Source organism: Martinezella rhizogenes (assembly GCF_027460065.1).
Classification (GTDB): domain Bacteria; phylum Pseudomonadota; class Alphaproteobacteria; order Rhizobiales; family Rhizobiaceae; genus Agrobacterium; species Agrobacterium rhizogenes_C.
On the sequence record NZ_JAPYZZ010000004.1, the window covers coordinates 89,525 to 105,349 of the forward strand.

Here is a 15,825-nt window from a genome sequence, read left to right on the forward strand (position 1 = left end):
GGGCCGCATGAGCAACAGTTTCGACGATATGCCGTTCTTCGATGAAGAACCCGTGGCACCGCGCAGGGCGACGAACAACGCCCCTTCGGAAAATGGCGGCGGGCTTGGTATCGCCGCCCGCGCCATGGCGGCGCGCGACCAGGCGCGGCCCGCACACGATTATCTTTCCGGCCTCAACCCGGAACAGCGCGATGCCGTGGAAACGCTTGACGGACCGGTTCTCGTACTCGCCGGCGCCGGCACCGGCAAGACCCGTGTTCTGACAACCCGCATCGCTCATATTCTCGCCACCGGTCGTGCCTATCCGAGCCAGATCCTTGCCGTGACCTTCACCAACAAGGCGGCGCGCGAGATGAAGGAACGTATCGGCGTTCTCGTCGGCGGCGCTGTCGAGGGCATGCCCTGGCTCGGCACCTTCCACTCCATCGGCGTCAAGCTTCTGCGCCGCCATGCCGAACTCGTCGGCCTGAAATCCGATTTCACCATTCTCGATACCGACGACGTGGTGCGGCTGATCAAGCAGCTTATTCAGGCCGAAGGTCTTGATGACAAACGCTGGCCGGCCAAGCAGTTCGCCGGTATGATCGACGGCTGGAAGAACAAGGGCCTGACGCCGCCGGATATTCCGGAAGGCGACAGCCGCGCTTTCGCCAACGGCAAGGGCCGCGAGCTTTACGCCGCCTATCAGGCCCGGCTGAAAACGCTGAACGCCTGCGATTTCGGCGATCTCCTGATGCACCCCATCAGCATCTTCCGCCGCCACACGGATATTCTGAAGGAGTATCACCAGAAGTTCCGTTATATTCTGGTGGACGAATATCAGGACACCAACACGGCGCAATATATGTGGCTGCGGTTGCTGGCCCAGCGCGCCAAGGGCGAGCCGCAGAACGTCTGCTGCGTCGGTGACGACGACCAGTCGATCTATGGCTGGCGCGGCGCGGAAGTGGACAATATCCTGCGCTTCGACAAGGATTTCCCCGGCGCCAAGGTCATCAAGCTCGAACGCAACTACCGCTCCACCGAACATATTCTCGGCGCTGCCGGTCATCTGATCGCCCATAATGAGGGACGTCTCGGCAAGACGCTGTTTACCGAACGCAGCAGCCCAGACGATGAGAAAGTGGTGGTGCATGCGGCCTGGGATTCCGAAGAGGAAGCCCGCGCGGTCGGCGAGGAGATCGAGCAGCTTCAGCGCAAGAACCACAAGCTGAACGACATGGCCATCCTCGTTCGTGCCTCCTTCCAGATGCGCGAATTCGAAGACCGCTTCGTCACGCTCGGTCTCAACTACCGTGTCATTGGCGGCCCGCGCTTTTATGAGCGCCTCGAAATCCGTGACGCCATGGCCTATTTCCGGCTCGTCTGCCAACCGGCCGACGATCTCGCCTTCGAGCGGATCGTCAATACGCCGAAGCGCGGCCTTGGCGATACCACGATCCGTAACCTGCATGACTATGCCCGCGCCAGAGACATTCCGATGCTGGCGGCAGCCGCCGACATCATCGAGACCGATGAGCTGAAGCCCAAGGCCCGCAAGGCGCTGTTCGACGTGGTGCAGGATTTCCGCCGCTGGCAGGGCCTGCTGGAAAACACCGAACACACAACGCTCGCCGAGCAAATCCTCGACGAAAGCGGCTATACCGCCATGTGGCAGGCCGACAAGACGGCCGAAGCGCCCGGACGGCTGGAGAACCTGAAGGAACTCATCCGCTCGATGGAAGCCTTCGAAAGCCTGCGCGGCTTCCTCGAGCATGTCGCCCTCGTCATGGATGCCGAGCAGAACGAAAATCTCGACGCCGTCTCCATCATGACGCTGCATTCCGCCAAGGGTCTGGAATTCGACACCGTCTTCCTGCCCGGTTGGGAAGAAGGCCTGTTTCCGCACCAGCGGGCGCTAGACGAAGGCGGTCGCTCCGGTCTGGAGGAAGAACGTCGTCTGGCTTATGTCGGCATCACCCGCGCCAAGAAGCGCTGCCATATCTGGTTCGTCTCGAACCGACGCATTCACGGGCTGTGGCAATCCACCCTGCCCTCGCGCTTCCTCGACGAACTACCGCCCGCCCATGTGGATGTTGCGGCTTCCGACAGCAATTACGGCGGTTATGGCGGACGCGGCGGTTACGGTCAGTCCCGTTTCGACAAGGCCGACCCCTTCACCAACAATTACTCAACCCCCGGCTGGAAACGCGCCCAGCAGAACCGCAGCGATGCCACCCGCGACAATTGGGGCACGCGCTCCGGTCATGCGGTGGAGCGCATCGGTTACGGCGAAAGCGGCCCGCGCACCCGCACCATCGACGGCGAGCTGGTGGCCAAATCCGTGGCTGACAAGCCCTCGAAATTCTTTGTCGGCGACCGCGTTTTCCATCTCAAATTCGGCAATGGCAATATATCCGCCATCGAAGGCAATAAACTGACCATCGACTTCGACCGTGCCGGCCAGAAACGCGTACTGGATGGATTTGTGGAAAAGGTTTGATTCGACAACTATAAGTGCCTGCAGACCGCTTTTCCCGTAGCCCACGTCACGCCATTGCAATAAAGGAGTTGCAATGGCGAACTGAAAACCGGGACGGGGACTGCTTTGCACATATTGCCGAAAAGCCAGCGCAAGCTTGCCATTTTCCTGATCAACATGGACAGCGCCACAAAGCGCCTGACCGACATGAACGCCCGCCTTGATGCGATGGGGCTGAAGGCGGAGCGAGTTGCCGGCGTCAATGGCAGGGAACTGCAATATCCGATCCCGGAATTCAGTGAGATTTCCTACATGCTCATGCACGGTCGCCGCACCTCGCCACCGGAAATCGGCTGTTATCTCAGCCACGTCACCTGCGCCAATAAATTCATTGATAGCGATGCCGATATCGCGCTGATCCTTGAGGACGACGTGGTCTTTGAGGATGATTTTCTTGATGCCATCGATGAAGCGGTCTTGAACGGCAGCGACTGGGATATTCTGCGGCTGACGACGGTCAGCAACGGCCGCAAATTTGCATTCCGCCCATTGTCCAATGACCGATCGCTCGCAGTGGCGCTCACCCGTGAAAAAGGATCGGGCGCCTATCTCGTCAACCGCCGCGCCGGAAAATGGATATCGAAACTCATCCCCATGCGGCTCGCCTACGACATCGCCTTCGATCTGGAATATCTCTCCGGCCTGAAGGCGGCCTTCATCTATCCGCTCTGCGCCACACAGGATGCGGATGGCGAAAGCCAGATCCAGAACAATCTGCGCATCTACCGCCTGCCGCGCTGGCGGTACTTCACCGTTCTGCCCTATCGCGCCTATCTCGAGACCAGCCGGTTCCTGCTGCGTGGCATCCGCTTCTTGATGGCGAAGGCGAAGGTGGCCATGGAAGGCGGCAAGACCAAAGCTGTTCCAGCCGGCAAATGAACGCCCGGCTCATACCTCGCCGGGCGTGAAGCCAACGAGATAGACGGCCGCGACCACGGCGGCGAGAATGAAAATTGAAATGACGAAAATCATCATCCGGTTCAATGGTTTGCGGGTCGTTTTCTTCATGGTGGAATAATGCGTGGCCGGGTCGCTTGTTCCGCGACACACAGGATAATGTCGCCTGAAGCTTTGAACTGGCGCAATTCGATTCCGCTTCAGACACATATCGGCTAAAGCTCGTTCCCATCTTCAGCTTTCCCGGCCCGCCATGACAGAAACGACGCATCCCCGCCTGAACCCGCTACATCTCGCCGCCGCCTTTGCCAGCGGCTGCCTTTTGACGCTGATGGTGCATTTCAACGGTCAGCTCGCCCATTATGGCAATGCGCTGTTTTCCTCGTGGACCGCGCATGGAACCGGCACGGTGGCGGCCTTGATCTATCTCGCCATCATGCGCCCGAAGAAGGACGACGCGGCACCGGCAAAACCGAAGGCGCCGCTCTGGGCCTATTGCGGCGGGGTCGTGGGTGCTGCCATCGTCATCCTCACCTCCACCGCCGTCAATTCGCCTCTAGCGCTCTCCGGCACCATTGCGCTCGGTCTTGGCGGACAGGTGATCTTCAGTCTTCTCGCTGATCTTTTCGGCCTCTTCGGCCTGCCGAAACGGCGACCGGATTTGCAGGACATGGCGGCGGTGGCCCTCATTCTCTGCGGCAGCGCAATGATCATCCTTGTCGGGAGAGCGGCATGATCGTCTGGATCGCCATGGCCTTTGCAGGCGGCGTCTTCGTGTCGCTGAGCCGGCAGATCAACGGCCGCCTCAGCCTGTCCAACTCACCGCTGATCGCTTCCTTCTGGAACCACATCGTCGGTTTTACGGTGCTGACCGTCATCGGCCTCATCGTCGGCGGCCTCATTCCGCCGGGTGCTGCCGACGCGCCCTGGCTTGCCTTTATCGGCGGACCGATCGGCGTCGTTTTCATCGCTTCGGGAAGCTGGCTCATCCCCCGCATAGGCGCGGTCAATACCGCCCTTCTCGTCATCAGCGGCCAGATGGTGTCGGGCGTCGTGCTCGATCTTTTCAGCGATAACCCGCCGAAAATCTGGGCAAGCGCGCTTGGCATCCTGCTCATCCTCGCCGGCATGGTGCTGACACAGCGCCGCCGCCGCTAGGGCATTCCGCTAAAATCAAAGCCGATCAGGAATCGCTGCCACGCGAGAACATGCCGAGCAGCGTCTTGCCGCCGCTTTTGCCGCCACTGCTGGCAAGCGTCGGGCGGTTGCCATTCAGCTTCGGCACCACCACCATGCGCTTGATCTCACCGCGCTTGAAGGCAGCGAGGAAGCGCGGATAGTCGCGAAACACGACGCAGCCATTCGATTCGCCGCGTTTCGCCAGCATATAGGTGTGGGCGAGAAGGCCGTCGCGGCCATGCGGGTTGACGCCGTTTTCCGGTGTCAGACGAATGGCTTCGACACCATGGAAACGGGCCTCGCGCATCGTCAGGCGGTAGCTGGAAGGCGGCGTCGAGCCGCGCATCCTCACATGCACGTAATCAGGATTATCGCGCATCTTGCCGATGCCGGAATGCGCTTCGAGCTTTTCACCATTCGGCATATGCACCACGCCGGAGGAAATATCGTAGATCGCCGTGCCATTGCCGCGGTCCGGCCATGGAACCGCATCCATCTTGCTCGGCTCACGCATGGGATTGTCAGGCTTCGCAAAGGCAAGCATGGCGCCGGTGCTCTGCTTCGGCGCCGCAGGTGCGCGCAGCGGAACAGGCGCATCGAAAGCGGGCGCGGAAGCGACGGCGGGAACATGTTCGTCGGCCTTGGACGGCGTGGCGGGACGCGGTGACGGCTCAACCGCCTGGGCGCTTGCGGCTTCAGGCCTGAAGCTCGGCAGCGGCACGTCGTCGGGAAGCAGGCTGCTTGCCTCTTCTTCGATCTGGGGCCGCGCCAGCGCCACTTCAAATGCCGGATGCTGCGGAACCGCACTCTGATAGGCAACCTCGGAGGTGCGACCCAGCGCCGAATCGACGATTGCCGATGGTTTGAGAGCGGCCAGTTCTTTCACGGTCGCCTGCCCTTTGGCATTGGCGGCCGCCCCGAAGCGCTCGCGAAATTCCTTCGCGCCGATTTCAGGCATGATGCCGGCAAGGCGAACGGCCTTCTGCTGGCCGTGGCTGTGGTCGCTCAGGCGGGAGAACTTGCGAACGTGAATATCCCGCGCAGCGGCGTGACCGATCACCATCTCGGCGGAATCGAGCCTTGCCACCAATGTCTTCTCAAATTGGCCGACGCCATGCGACGCCGCCGCCATGCTGTGCAGCGAGGCAAAGGCGGCAAAGGCGAAAAGGCCGGCAAAAGCACCGCCGCCGAGAAGCGCGGACATCCGGCCGAGCGAAGAGGATTTGCCTCTCTTGACGGAAGACGAACCGGCAAAGCCGGCACCATTATAGGCCGCAGCAGAAAACGCCATGATACTCGTTACTCGAACCGTTCACGCATACCCGGCCAACGCCGGAGGGATTTTGGGACATCCGAAGAGCGGGCGGACACCCCGCCGGTTTCGGAATCGACTGGTTCGAAGCATGACGAATTATGGTAACCAAAGTGTTTACGAGTCCCTGCAAAAATATTTCGTTAAGGTCTGCGCATTGTAAGGCGAAGGCAAAACAATGACTTGCGCGGGTACTGCGTGCATCGGCACTGCATCATCCCGGGAAATGCCCCTTTAAAGGAGTGTCATCGGCCTAAAAAATTTCCGTCGCCGCATTGTCAGGTAAATTCTGACTTTGCCGGAAATTTGCTGCAAATGCGGCAGGACTGCGACAAGGTCAGCCGCTGCCGAAAGCGCCCGTGCCTGCCGGACAGGTCGAAAGGGGCTTGATCCATCAAAGCCGGCTTGGCATCCTGAGAAAAAAGGGAGGCACATCATGAAGGCGCTGCTGCTCATCGATATCCAGAATGGGTTTTGCCCGGGCGGCAATCTGGCCGTTGCCGATGGAGACGCGGTCGTGCCCATTGCCAATGCCCTCATCGACAATGGCGGCTACGATCTCATCGTCGCCTCGCAGGACTGGCACCCGGAAAATCACGGCAGCTTTGCCTCGCAGCATCCCGGCAAGAAGCCCTTCGATATGGGTGAACTTTCCGGCAAGCCGCAGATGATGTGGCCGGACCATTGCGTGCAGGGTACGCCAGATGCCGAATTTCACCCCGACCTGAAGACGGAAGCCTTCGATTACATTCAGCAGAAGGGCGAAAATCCCGCCATCGACAGCTATTCCGCCTTTCGCGACAATGACCAGGTGGCAACGACCGGACTGGCCGAGTATCTGGCCCGTCAGGGGGTAACGCAACTCGACATCTGCGGCCTTGCGACGGATTATTGTGTCAGTTTTTCAGTGCAGGATGCCCTCGACATGCTGCCCGGTATCAAGGTTCGCTTCATCGAGGATGCCAGCCGTGGCATCGACCCGCAGGGCATCAAAGCCGCGGTGGCGGCCATGCGGGAAAAAGGAGCGGTCATTCTCAAGAGCCGCGACATATTGCGGGACTAGGGCCGCGCCCTTAGCGCGGCTTCGGCTTCTCCAGCACGTCGATATCAGCAGCCGCATCGTCAAGACGCCTCAGGATCGCCGCATGGGCATCCCGGAGCCCCTGATTGTAAAACACATATCCCATTTCCTCGGCCAGAAAATCCACGAAGATTTCCGCCTGCAAAAGGCCGATCTCGATTTCCGTCTCGTGGGTGAGATAGTCGCGGATGCGAGTGGCCAGAGCCGCCTTTTCCTGCTTTTCCAGCATCGATCCTCCACCATCTGACCATGAGGGCACGGGCCGCATGGGGCGTTACCGTAACGGAAGCTTCAAGTTAATCAATCGATCCATTCATGCAATTCGTTTGCCAGCCGGCCAACGCGGCGATAGAGCGGCGGCAAGGAGTTTCCAGACATGTTCAATGCAGATTTTCGCGAGGGATTGAAGAGCGGTTTCCCAATCGCCCTCTCCGCCGCCCCCTTCGGTGCGCTGTTCGGCGCGGTCGCAGTCGATAACGGACTGAGCATCACCGAAGCCACGATCATGAGCGGCACCGTCTATGCTGGTGCCAGCCAGCTCGTCGGTATCGAGCTGTTCGGCCAGAAGGTTGCGCCCTGGCTGATCGTTCTTTCCGTCTTCGCGGTCAATTTCCGCCACATCCTCTATTCGGCGGCCATCGCCCGGATGATTTCGAACTGGTCGCTTCTGCAGAAGGCCGCAGGCTTCTTCGTGCTGGTCGATCCGCAATTCGCCGAATCGGTCAGGAAATACGAGAACACCGGTAAGGTCGGTTTTTCCTGGTACATGGGCTTTGCCGCACCCGTTTATGTGCTGTGGCTCGCCATGACCATTCTCGGCGCCTCGCTCGGCAATCTCGTCGGCGATCCGAAAGCCATCGGGCTTGATGTGCTTTTGCCGATCTATTTCATGGGCATGGTCTTAAGCTTCCGCCAACGGGAGAATTTCTATCCTGTCATGCTGGCAAGCGCTGCCGGCGCGACGGTCGCCTATCATTTCGTCGGTTCGCCCTGGCATGTCAGCCTCGGCGCGATAGCCGGAATTGTCGTCGCGGTCCTCTATCCGCCGAAACCGAATGCTGAAGCGGCCAATCCCGAAAGCAAGGCGGACGCGCCATGAACGACATGCTGCACGCCGATACGCTGATCCTGATCGCACTCGCCGCCGTCGCCACCTATCTCACCCGCATCGGCGGTTATGTGCTGATGACGCGGATGAAATCCATCCCGCCGCGCATGGAGGCCGGCTTGAACGCCGTGCCCGTTGCGGTTCTGACCACGCTCGTCGCACCCGCCTTTTTCGAAGGCGGATACGAGGTGAAGATCGGCATGGTGGCAGCCCTTCTGGTCTGCCTGCGCTTTCCCGGCCTGACGATGCTCGCCATAGGTTGGGCCATCGTCATCGCCATCAGGCATTTCGGGCTGCTTTAAGCGGCCCGCTCCAATGGCTTCGTCGCGGCAACGAGCCACGCCTGCACCTCTTCATCGGTGATCAGGGGCGACAGCTTCTCCAGAACGCCGGCATGGTAGGCGTTAAGCCAGTCGAGTTCCTCGTCGGTCAGCAGGGACACGATGACAAGCCTGTTGTCGATGGGGCACCAGGTCAGCGTTTCGAAGGAGAACATCGGCTGGTCACCGCCGGCCACGTCCTCCGCCTCGCGCACAAAGATCAGGTTCTCGATGCGGATGCCGAAAGCGCCGGGACGGTAATAACCCGGCTCGTTCGACAGGATCATGCCGGGTAGAAGCTCCTGCGTCGAAAGCCTTGCAATACGTTGCGGCCCCTCATGCACGGAGAGATAGGAGCCGACACCGTGGCCGGTGCCATGGGCATAATCTGCCCCTGCCTTCCAGAGCGCGATGCGCGCCAGTGGATCAAGGTCGCAGCCGCGCGTTCCCTTCGGGAACCGTGCCGCACTGATGGCAATCACTCCCTTTAGCACCAGCGTGAAGAAACGCTTCTGCTCTTCCGGCACCGTGCCAATTGCGACGGTGCGGGTGATATCAGTGGTGCCGTTGACATATTGCGCACCGGAATCGACGAGGAACATCTCGCCATCGGCAAGTGTGCGGTCCGTGTCCGTCGTGACGCGGTAATGGATGATGGCGGCATGTTCACCAGCGCCGGAAATCGTGTCGAACGACACATCCTTCAGCGGGTTCTGCATCGCCTGCCCCACTTTGGCGCGCGCCGCCTCCAGCGCCTTGACTGCGGCGATTTCGGTGACGCTTCCGGGCTTCTGGCGATCCAGCCAGCTCAGATATTCGACCATGGCCGCCCCATCCTGCACATGTGCTGCTGCCGAGCCGGCAAGCTCCGCCTCGTTCTTGCGCGCCCGCGGCAGGCGGACAGGATCGGCCTCTTCGATCAGGGAGCCACCCGCCGCCGTGATCGCTCCCGTCAGCGCCACTGGCGTCAGATCGGCATCGACCATCACCCGGCCCTTGGCGCTGGCAATGGCATGCAGACGGTCGGCGATCTTTGACGGCGGCAATTGTGTCGCCAGTTGCGCCAGATAGGCCTCGGTCTCGATGCCCGTCTTACGCTTGTCGAGAAAAATATCCGCCTTGCCGTCGGCATAAATGATACCGCGGGCGAGCGGATGCGGTGTGTGCGGCACGTCATTGCCTCGAATATTAAAAATCCAGGCGATGGATGACGGGTCGGTAACCAGCAGGGCCTCCGCACCCTTGGCCGAGACCGTTTCCGCCAACGAGGCGATCTTTTCCTTCGCCAGTGTCCCGGTAAAGGCTTCCGGCTGGATGACAACGGGTTCCAGCGGCTCGGCGGGACGGTCCTGCCAGAGGGCATCAAGCGGGTTCTTTTCCAGAAGGACGACCGAGCCGCCCTTGCCGACCAGTGCCTTTTCCAGTCGCTTCAACTCGGCACCGGTATGCAGCCATGGATCGATACCGAGCCGGAAACCCTGTGGAGCATGTTCGGACAGCCAGATGAAAGGCGGTGCGCCGACCAGATCTCCGCCGGTAAATACCGACTGATCGACCTGAGACTTGAGCTGCGTCGTATACCGACCATCGACAAACACCACCGCTTGCGCACGCGTTACCAGCGCAATGCCGGCCGAACCGGTGAACCCCGTCAGCCAGGACAGGCGCTCGGCGCACGCAGGCACATATTCCCCCTGATATTCATCGGCGCGCGGTACGAGAAATCCGTCGATACCGAGGGCATCGAAACCGGCGCGCAGCGCCTCGACACGGGCCTTGCCGAATTGCGGTGCGGATTTGTTGTCGAAGGTCTGGAACATGTGTGTCTTTCAGAAACTGTCATGAGAAAAGCCGCCAACCGCGCGATGGGACCGGCGAGCGGATAGGACCATGCCATGCCGATCAATCCGGTTTCAAGCCATATATGAGAGGGCAAATCACGGCGATAAATTGTGCATTTTTTGCGGAATAAGTCATACTCAAGACGGCTTGATATGCGATTTTCGCATGCCTACTGTGAACTTCCCCACCTAACCAAACAAAAACACATCGCTTATCTCTGGGTCAACACAGCGAGAGAGACACTCTCCTGGCAAACAGGGATTTGAAGCAATGGCAAAATCTTTCCTCCGCACCGCCTTTGATCGCGTCATTGAAGCACGCGAGCGTCAGGTCAGCCGCCATGTCAACGCAGCGCTTCTGAACCTCGACGACAAGTCGCTCGAAGCGCTCGGCATGAACCGTGCCGATCTCCGCCGCAAGGCAAAGTCCAGCTACGTATTCTGATGACATCAGGCGCGGCGATCCTCCCTCCACCGCGTCTGATCAGGAATACGTCGACCCGCTTGAGCAAGCTCCTCCCATGCTCGCGGGTTTCCAGGCGGCGCGAAAGCGCCGCCTTTTCTTTTGTCCGAAATCAATGTTGCGAAAACTTCAGTCCTTGCGCAGATGCAGCGTTACCCAGCCATTGCGCCAGATGGTGCGGACATGGGAAAGCCTGGCACCATTATAGGCAGAAAGCACCTTCCAGCGCTGCGATGCGAGAATGCCCGACAGGATGACGGTGCCGCCTGGCGCCAGATGCGTGACGAGCTGCGGCGCCATCTTGATAAGCGGCCGCGCCAGAATATTGGCGATGATGAGATCGAACGGGCCATGCTTGCGGAAGGCATCCGAGTGGAAACCCGGTGCGGTCTCCAGCGCCATCCCGGAAACAATGCCATTCAGCCGCACATTCTCTTTCGCCACCTTGACGGCGATGGGATCGATATCCGTCGCCAACACCGGAATGGGACGCATCTTGCGCACCGCAATCGCCAGCACGCCACTGCCGGTGCCGAGATCAAGCGCGTTACGCACCGTCCGTGCACGGAGCACGTCCTCGATCATTTCGAGGCAACCGGCCGTGGTGCCGTGATGGCCGGTGCCGAAAGCCTGCCCCGCCTCGATCTCGATCGCCAGATCGTTTGCCCGAACCTTGTCACGATCATGCGCGCCATGGACGATGAACCGCCCTGCCCGCACCGGCTTCAGCCCCTCAAGCGACTTGGCGATCCAATCGACATCGGGCACGATTTCCTTCTCAATGGCAAGACTGGGAAAGGCCGGGGCAAGCAAAGCGCTGACGCGCTCGCGGAACTCCTCCTCCTGCTCTGCCATCAGATAGACGGAGGCTTCCCAGATATCGCGCTTCTCATCCACCTCGGTCGTGGCGATCGCGACATCCTCCTCGCCGAAATAGTCCGACATGAGATCGAGGATTTCACCGGCCTTGATTTCGGTCGTGGTGACATAGAGGCGGATTTCGCTCACGGCGGCTGCTTTCTCTGGCTAGGGCTACTCAATCTGCCTTTGCCACAAAACCTTCATCAGTCCAATAAGCCCGGCGTAATTATGCCTTCGCGCCTTTAAGAAGATTCTGGAGTTTCTGCTCGGCGACGTCAGGGTTTTCGCCATAAGCGATCGTTCCGGCAAAGCGGCCGTTGGCATCGAGCAGAATGACGGATGCCGTATGATCCATGGTGTAATCACCATTCGGATCCTTCTCATCCACCGGCACCTTCTTGGCATAGATGCGATAGCCTTTCAGCGTTTCGGCAATCTTGTCGGCTGGGCCGGTGATGCCGGTGATCCGCTTCGAGACGTTGGAGACATATTGCTCCATGATCTCAGGCGTATCGCGCTCAGGATCGACGGACACGAAATAGGCCTGCAGCTTGTCACCGGCGGGGTCCACCTTCTCCATCCAGCCATTCAGCTCGAACAACGTGGTCGGGCAGACTTCCGGGCAATGGGTGAAGCCGAAGAACAGCGCCGTGGGTTTGCCCTGAAACGCCTTTTCGGTGATCGGCTGGCCATTCTGCGCGGTTAGCGCGAAAGGCACGCCGTAGGCCGTCTCGACCATTTCCTCACGGGTCTTCGTCATCTCGATCGTCAGCCAGCTGACGACACCGGCGAGAACGACCACCACGGCCCACAATACGATGCGAATATTTCTCATTGTCCAATCCTACCCCGAAAGCCTGCGGCATATCGCAGGCCCTGCCCGACTGATAGCGAACAGCAGCGGCGACGGCAAATCAACTGGCCGTATTTGGGCAGACCGCGCTGTTTTGTCACAAACCCGCAATTGGCATTGGGATCACAGGCACCAGGCAATGCCGCTCTGCACGGCAGAAAGGAAGATATCCGTGCTGTGCCGCACCCAGCCATCGAAGGCAAGAAGCACGATGGCAAGCGAAGCCATCGCGGCAAGACTTGCCAGAATAAACCTCAGCGGATGGGACGTCAGTGCCTTCATATCCCTGTTATAACCTGTTTGCGCAGGCGCGAAAACCGCCAAAATACTGGGTTTTCACGGTCTGATGGTGGCAATTGTTAGGGAAAGTTTAAAATCTTGCTGCGCATGATGGCCGCAGCGGTTTTTCAATCCTCGACATGATGTCTCCCGGTCCATTCCGGCCACCGCATAAAGCTCAATCCTGCGCGGGCCTGTTAGAGAGCCATCAGAGGAAACCTGCCGTCATGTCCAACGCCATCAAGCAATCCGGCGCATATCTCGAAATCGTTTCCTTCCATCTGAGCGATCAGGAATTCTGCATCGACATCATGGCGATCCGCGAAATCCGCGGCTGGGCGCCGGTTACACCGATGCCGCACACGCCGCCTTATGTTCTCGGCCTCATCAATCTGCGCGGCGCCGTCATTCCCGTCATCGACATGGCTGGCCGCCTCGGCATGAAGATGACCGAACCGTCCGAACGCTCCGCCATCATCGTCACCGATATCGGCGGCAAGCTGGTCGGACTTCTCGTGGAACAGGTCTCCGACATGATGACCATCCGCTCCGAAGACCTGCAGCCTGCGCCCGATATCATTCCGGAAGAACAGCGCAGCTTCTGCCGCGGCATCGTGGCCTTGGAAAAGAGCATGGTCTGCTTCCTCAACCTCGACACCGTTATTGCGGACGAACTGGCGCGCGAAGCTGCCTGATCCAGGCTGCCAAGGTTTTCATTGAGAACACAACGGGCAGGCCTTGCGGCTTGCCCTGAGGATCACGGAAGGATCGGAAACCGCTCCTCCGTCATGCTCGGGCCTGTCCCGAGCATCTGCAACCGATGAATTTTACGAGACGTGATTGGATCCTCGGGACAAGCCCGAGGATGACGTTGCGGTGCACCAGTACCGATGGCAAGCCTTACGGCTTGCCCTTTTCCCACGTCACCTGCTGGTTATAGAGCGGCACCGTCGATATCGCCATCTTGGCCGAACCATCGGTCAGTTCCCGAGCATGCACCAGATAGATCAGCGTATCGTTCGCCTTGTCATAGACGCGGCTGACGACGAGCTTTTTCCAGACCAGCGACATGCCCTGCCGGAACACTTCTTCCCCGCCCTTGGAGAGATCGATGTCACCGATCTCTACCGGCCCCGTCTGGCTGCAGGAAATGGCGTTGTTGGAAGGGTCTTCGAACCAGTTGCCATTTTTCAGCCGATCAATCACGCCGCGGTCGAAATAGGTAACGTGGCAGGTAACGCCCTTGATCTTCGGATCGGCGATCGCCTCGATGACGATGTCATTGCCGATCCAGTCGACGCCGACCTTGCCAACGACCTCGGAATGCGCCGCTGTTACCGGCAGCAATGCCAGAAGGCCCGCAAACAACCCCGACAGAGTTTTCATCCTCATCGCATCTTCTCCGTTACGCTGCATAAGACATAGGTGGGCGAAGCCGCTACGCAACCCGGGAGACAGCGCGTTTTTTCATGCTGCACGGCTGGTAACCCGTCGAAGTGAGACGACCGGCCACCATGCCGATCTTTTCCGGCAGGTCGCGGACATGGGCAACGCGCAGTGCTTTGGCAGCAGCAATAGAGGCGGCCGCGCAGACAACGGCGTCTTCCGCAGCATTGTGGTGCACGAAACGTAGCTGGAGATGATGGGCAATCACATTCAGCTTGTGCGACGCCAGATGTGGCCAGACATGCCGGGCGATCTTGACGCTGCACAAATAAGAAAGATCGGGATAGGACTGCCGGTATTTGTCGAACGACGCGCGCATGACACTGAAATCGAAGGCGGCATTATGAGCAATCATGGTCGCGCCGTGGAAATCGTCGATGAACTCCTCCATCACTTCAGGAAATTCGGGCGCATCCTCGACATCACGAGGGCGAATTCCGTGCACGGCAATGTTGAAGGGCGAAAACCGCATATCCTTCGGCCGGATGAGACGTTCTTCGACACGAACGATCGCGCCCTCTTCTATCCACGCAAGCCCAACGGAGCAGGCGCTGCCCCGCTCCTCATTGGCGGTCTCGAAATCGATGGCGATGGTTTTCAAGAGTGATTCCCGTTGTTCCCTTCCGGCATAAACCGGATTGGCGTCAAAGAGAACCAGCCGCAGTGGAACCCGCCTCCGAAAGCATCCAGTCAATGAGCGTCACGAGATCGGGGTTATCAAGCATGCGCCGGGGATAAACCAGGAAATAGGCGAGCGTGCTGGCCATGTCCGTGCCGAAGGGCGCTATCAACGCGCCCTCCACGAGTTCGCGGGAAACGAGCGAACGCCGCGTCAGCGCAATGCCGTGCCCGGCCTTGGCCGCATCCAGCGCGCCATTGCTGTCGATGAAGACGGTGCCGCCGGAAGCGTCGACATCAGATGCGCCCGCCGCCTCCAGCCAGCGCCGCCACTCGTTGCGGTTTTCGTCATGCAGCAGCGGCACGGATTTCAGGTCTCCCGCCTCTCGAAGCGGCCCGTATTTTTCGAGAAGCTGCGGTGCGCAGACCGGCAGGGTGCTGTCATCGATGAAGCGGATGCTCTCCAGCCCTTCATAACGTCCGAAACCGTGCCGCACCGCCATATCGACATCGTCCCGCGAAAAATCCACCAGCCGGTTGGTCACGCTGATGCGGACATCCACATGCGGGTGTTGCTGCTGGAAAGAGGGCAATCGCGGCATCAGCCACTGCACGGCGAAAGTCGGGGTACAACTGAGCGTCACAACAGTGATCTCGGAGCGTGCCGTCAGTTCCGCCGTCGCCTCCCGCATCATTCGGAAAGCGGTTCGAAGCGCTCCGTAATAACGCTCCCCCTCACGCGTCAGCTGGATGCTGCGGGGTTTGCGAAAAAAGAGCTGCACACCAAGCCGCGCCTCCAGCTCCCGTATCTGCAGGCTGACCGCGCCGGGCGTGACGTTCAGCTCGTTGGAAGCAAGCGTGACGCTGCGATATCGCGCCGCTGCCTCAAAGGCCTGAAGCCCCTTCAGGGATGGAAGTTCCGTCGCCATGCTTTAGCTCAGCTCAATTATCCAACGAGAAACAATCGTTTGAAAATATCTTAGAACAGGGAGTAAATAGACGCAACAGACATGGAAATCTGCGGAATACCGGCAATATGAGCTTCA

Annotated in this window: 18 protein-coding genes; 9 read left to right on the top strand and 9 right to left on the bottom strand. The window is 59.6% G+C overall.

Features of this window, described 5'->3' with window-relative positions:
• Positions 1-7 precede the first annotated feature (7 nt).
• From O8B93_RS08600 to O8B93_RS08615, 4 genes are all read left to right on the top strand, one after another.
• Complete coding sequence (locus O8B93_RS08600) at positions 8-2,482, top strand: ATP-dependent helicase (protein WP_269709406.1); 2,475 nt, start codon at positions 8-10, stop codon at positions 2,480-2,482.
• Positions 2,483-2,587: 105 nt separating this feature from the next.
• The gene (locus tag O8B93_RS08605; RefSeq protein ID WP_269709407.1) at positions 2,588-3,400 is read left to right on the top strand and encodes a glycosyltransferase family 25 protein; all 813 of its coding nucleotides are present in this window, start codon (positions 2,588-2,590) and stop codon (positions 3,398-3,400) included.
• 271 nt (positions 3,401-3,671) lie between these two features.
• Positions 3,672-4,154: a DMT family transporter gene (locus tag O8B93_RS08610; RefSeq protein ID WP_269709408.1), complete on the top strand. Its 483-nt coding sequence runs from the start codon at positions 3,672-3,674 to the stop codon at positions 4,152-4,154.
• Positions 4,151-4,576, top strand: a complete 426-nt coding sequence (locus O8B93_RS08615; protein WP_269709409.1) for a DMT family transporter — start codon at positions 4,151-4,153, stop codon at positions 4,574-4,576. Before O8B93_RS08610 ends, O8B93_RS08615 begins: the two co-directional genes overlap by 4 nt.
• Positions 4,577-4,601: 25 nt before the next feature.
• Here O8B93_RS08615 and O8B93_RS08620 read toward each other — a convergent pair whose 3' ends face one another.
• Entirely contained in the window at positions 4,602-5,888 is a 1,287-nt protein-coding gene (locus O8B93_RS08620) for a DUF2778 domain-containing protein (protein WP_269709410.1), read from the bottom strand.
• A gap of 457 nt (positions 5,889-6,345) precedes the next feature.
• Between O8B93_RS08620 and pncA the strand changes: the two genes are divergently transcribed.
• Entirely contained in the window at positions 6,346-6,972 is a 627-nt protein-coding gene (pncA, locus tag O8B93_RS08625; RefSeq protein ID WP_269709411.1) for a bifunctional nicotinamidase/pyrazinamidase, read from the top strand.
• A 10-nt stretch (positions 6,973-6,982) separates the two neighbouring features.
• Here pncA and O8B93_RS08630 read toward each other — a convergent pair whose 3' ends face one another.
• Positions 6,983-7,219 (bottom strand): DUF2164 domain-containing protein, encoded by a 237-nt coding sequence (locus tag O8B93_RS08630; RefSeq protein WP_269709412.1) that lies wholly within the window; start codon positions 7,217-7,219, stop codon positions 6,983-6,985.
• A 147-nt stretch (positions 7,220-7,366) separates the two neighbouring features.
• Between O8B93_RS08630 and O8B93_RS08635 the strand changes: the two genes are divergently transcribed.
• The gene (locus O8B93_RS08635; RefSeq protein WP_269709413.1) at positions 7,367-8,089 is read left to right on the top strand and encodes an AzlC family ABC transporter permease; all 723 of its coding nucleotides are present in this window, start codon (positions 7,367-7,369) and stop codon (positions 8,087-8,089) included.
• Complete coding sequence (locus tag O8B93_RS08640; protein WP_269709414.1) at positions 8,086-8,400, top strand: AzlD family protein; 315 nt, start codon at positions 8,086-8,088, stop codon at positions 8,398-8,400. Before O8B93_RS08635 ends, O8B93_RS08640 begins: the two co-directional genes overlap by 4 nt.
• Here the strand turns inward: O8B93_RS08640 and O8B93_RS08645 are convergent.
• Positions 8,397-10,238, bottom strand: coding sequence for an aminopeptidase P family protein (locus O8B93_RS08645; RefSeq protein ID WP_269709415.1), 1,842 nt, complete (start codon positions 10,236-10,238; stop codon positions 8,397-8,399). The genes O8B93_RS08640 and O8B93_RS08645 overlap by 4 nt on opposite strands.
• 292 nt (positions 10,239-10,530) lie before the next feature.
• On the opposite strand from O8B93_RS08645, the gene O8B93_RS08650 reads away from it, so the two are divergent.
• On the top strand, positions 10,531-10,704 hold the full coding sequence (locus tag O8B93_RS08650) for a hypothetical protein (RefSeq protein WP_269709416.1): 174 nt from the start codon (positions 10,531-10,533) through the stop codon (positions 10,702-10,704).
• A gap of 147 nt (positions 10,705-10,851) precedes the next feature.
• Here O8B93_RS08650 and O8B93_RS08655 read toward each other — a convergent pair whose 3' ends face one another.
• The 3 genes from O8B93_RS08655 to O8B93_RS08665 all read right to left on the bottom strand — a co-directional run bounded on the left by O8B93_RS08655 (position 10,852) and on the right by O8B93_RS08665 (position 12,718).
• Positions 10,852-11,730, bottom strand: a complete 879-nt coding sequence (locus tag O8B93_RS08655) for a 50S ribosomal protein L11 methyltransferase (RefSeq protein ID WP_269709417.1) — start codon at positions 11,728-11,730, stop codon at positions 10,852-10,854.
• 79 nt (positions 11,731-11,809) lie between these two features.
• Entirely contained in the window at positions 11,810-12,418 is a 609-nt protein-coding gene (sco, locus tag O8B93_RS08660) for a cytochrome oxidase assembly protein Sco (protein ID WP_269709418.1), read from the bottom strand.
• A gap of 141 nt (positions 12,419-12,559) precedes the next feature.
• Positions 12,560-12,718 (bottom strand): hypothetical protein, encoded by a 159-nt coding sequence (locus O8B93_RS08665; RefSeq protein WP_269709419.1) that lies wholly within the window; start codon positions 12,716-12,718, stop codon positions 12,560-12,562.
• A 224-nt stretch (positions 12,719-12,942) separates the two neighbouring features.
• On the opposite strand from O8B93_RS08665, the gene O8B93_RS08670 reads away from it, so the two are divergent.
• Positions 12,943-13,410, top strand: a complete 468-nt coding sequence (locus O8B93_RS08670; protein ID WP_004430791.1) for a chemotaxis protein CheW — start codon at positions 12,943-12,945, stop codon at positions 13,408-13,410.
• 205 nt (positions 13,411-13,615) lie between these two features.
• On the opposite strand, the gene O8B93_RS08675 is transcribed toward O8B93_RS08670, so the two are convergent.
• Genes O8B93_RS08675 through gcvA form a run of 3 tightly spaced genes read right to left on the bottom strand, consistent with a single transcriptional unit; the run spans position 13,616 to position 15,708 of the window.
• Positions 13,616-14,107 (bottom strand): CreA family protein, encoded by a 492-nt coding sequence (locus O8B93_RS08675; protein WP_121651011.1) that lies wholly within the window; start codon positions 14,105-14,107, stop codon positions 13,616-13,618.
• Positions 14,108-14,153: 46 nt separating this feature from the next.
• Positions 14,154-14,762 (bottom strand): 3'-5' exonuclease, encoded by a 609-nt coding sequence (locus tag O8B93_RS08680; protein ID WP_269709420.1) that lies wholly within the window; start codon positions 14,760-14,762, stop codon positions 14,154-14,156.
• A 43-nt stretch (positions 14,763-14,805) separates the two neighbouring features.
• Complete coding sequence (gene gcvA, locus O8B93_RS08685; RefSeq protein WP_269709421.1) at positions 14,806-15,708, bottom strand: transcriptional regulator GcvA; 903 nt, start codon at positions 15,706-15,708, stop codon at positions 14,806-14,808.
• Between the last annotated feature and the right edge of the window lie 117 nt (positions 15,709-15,825).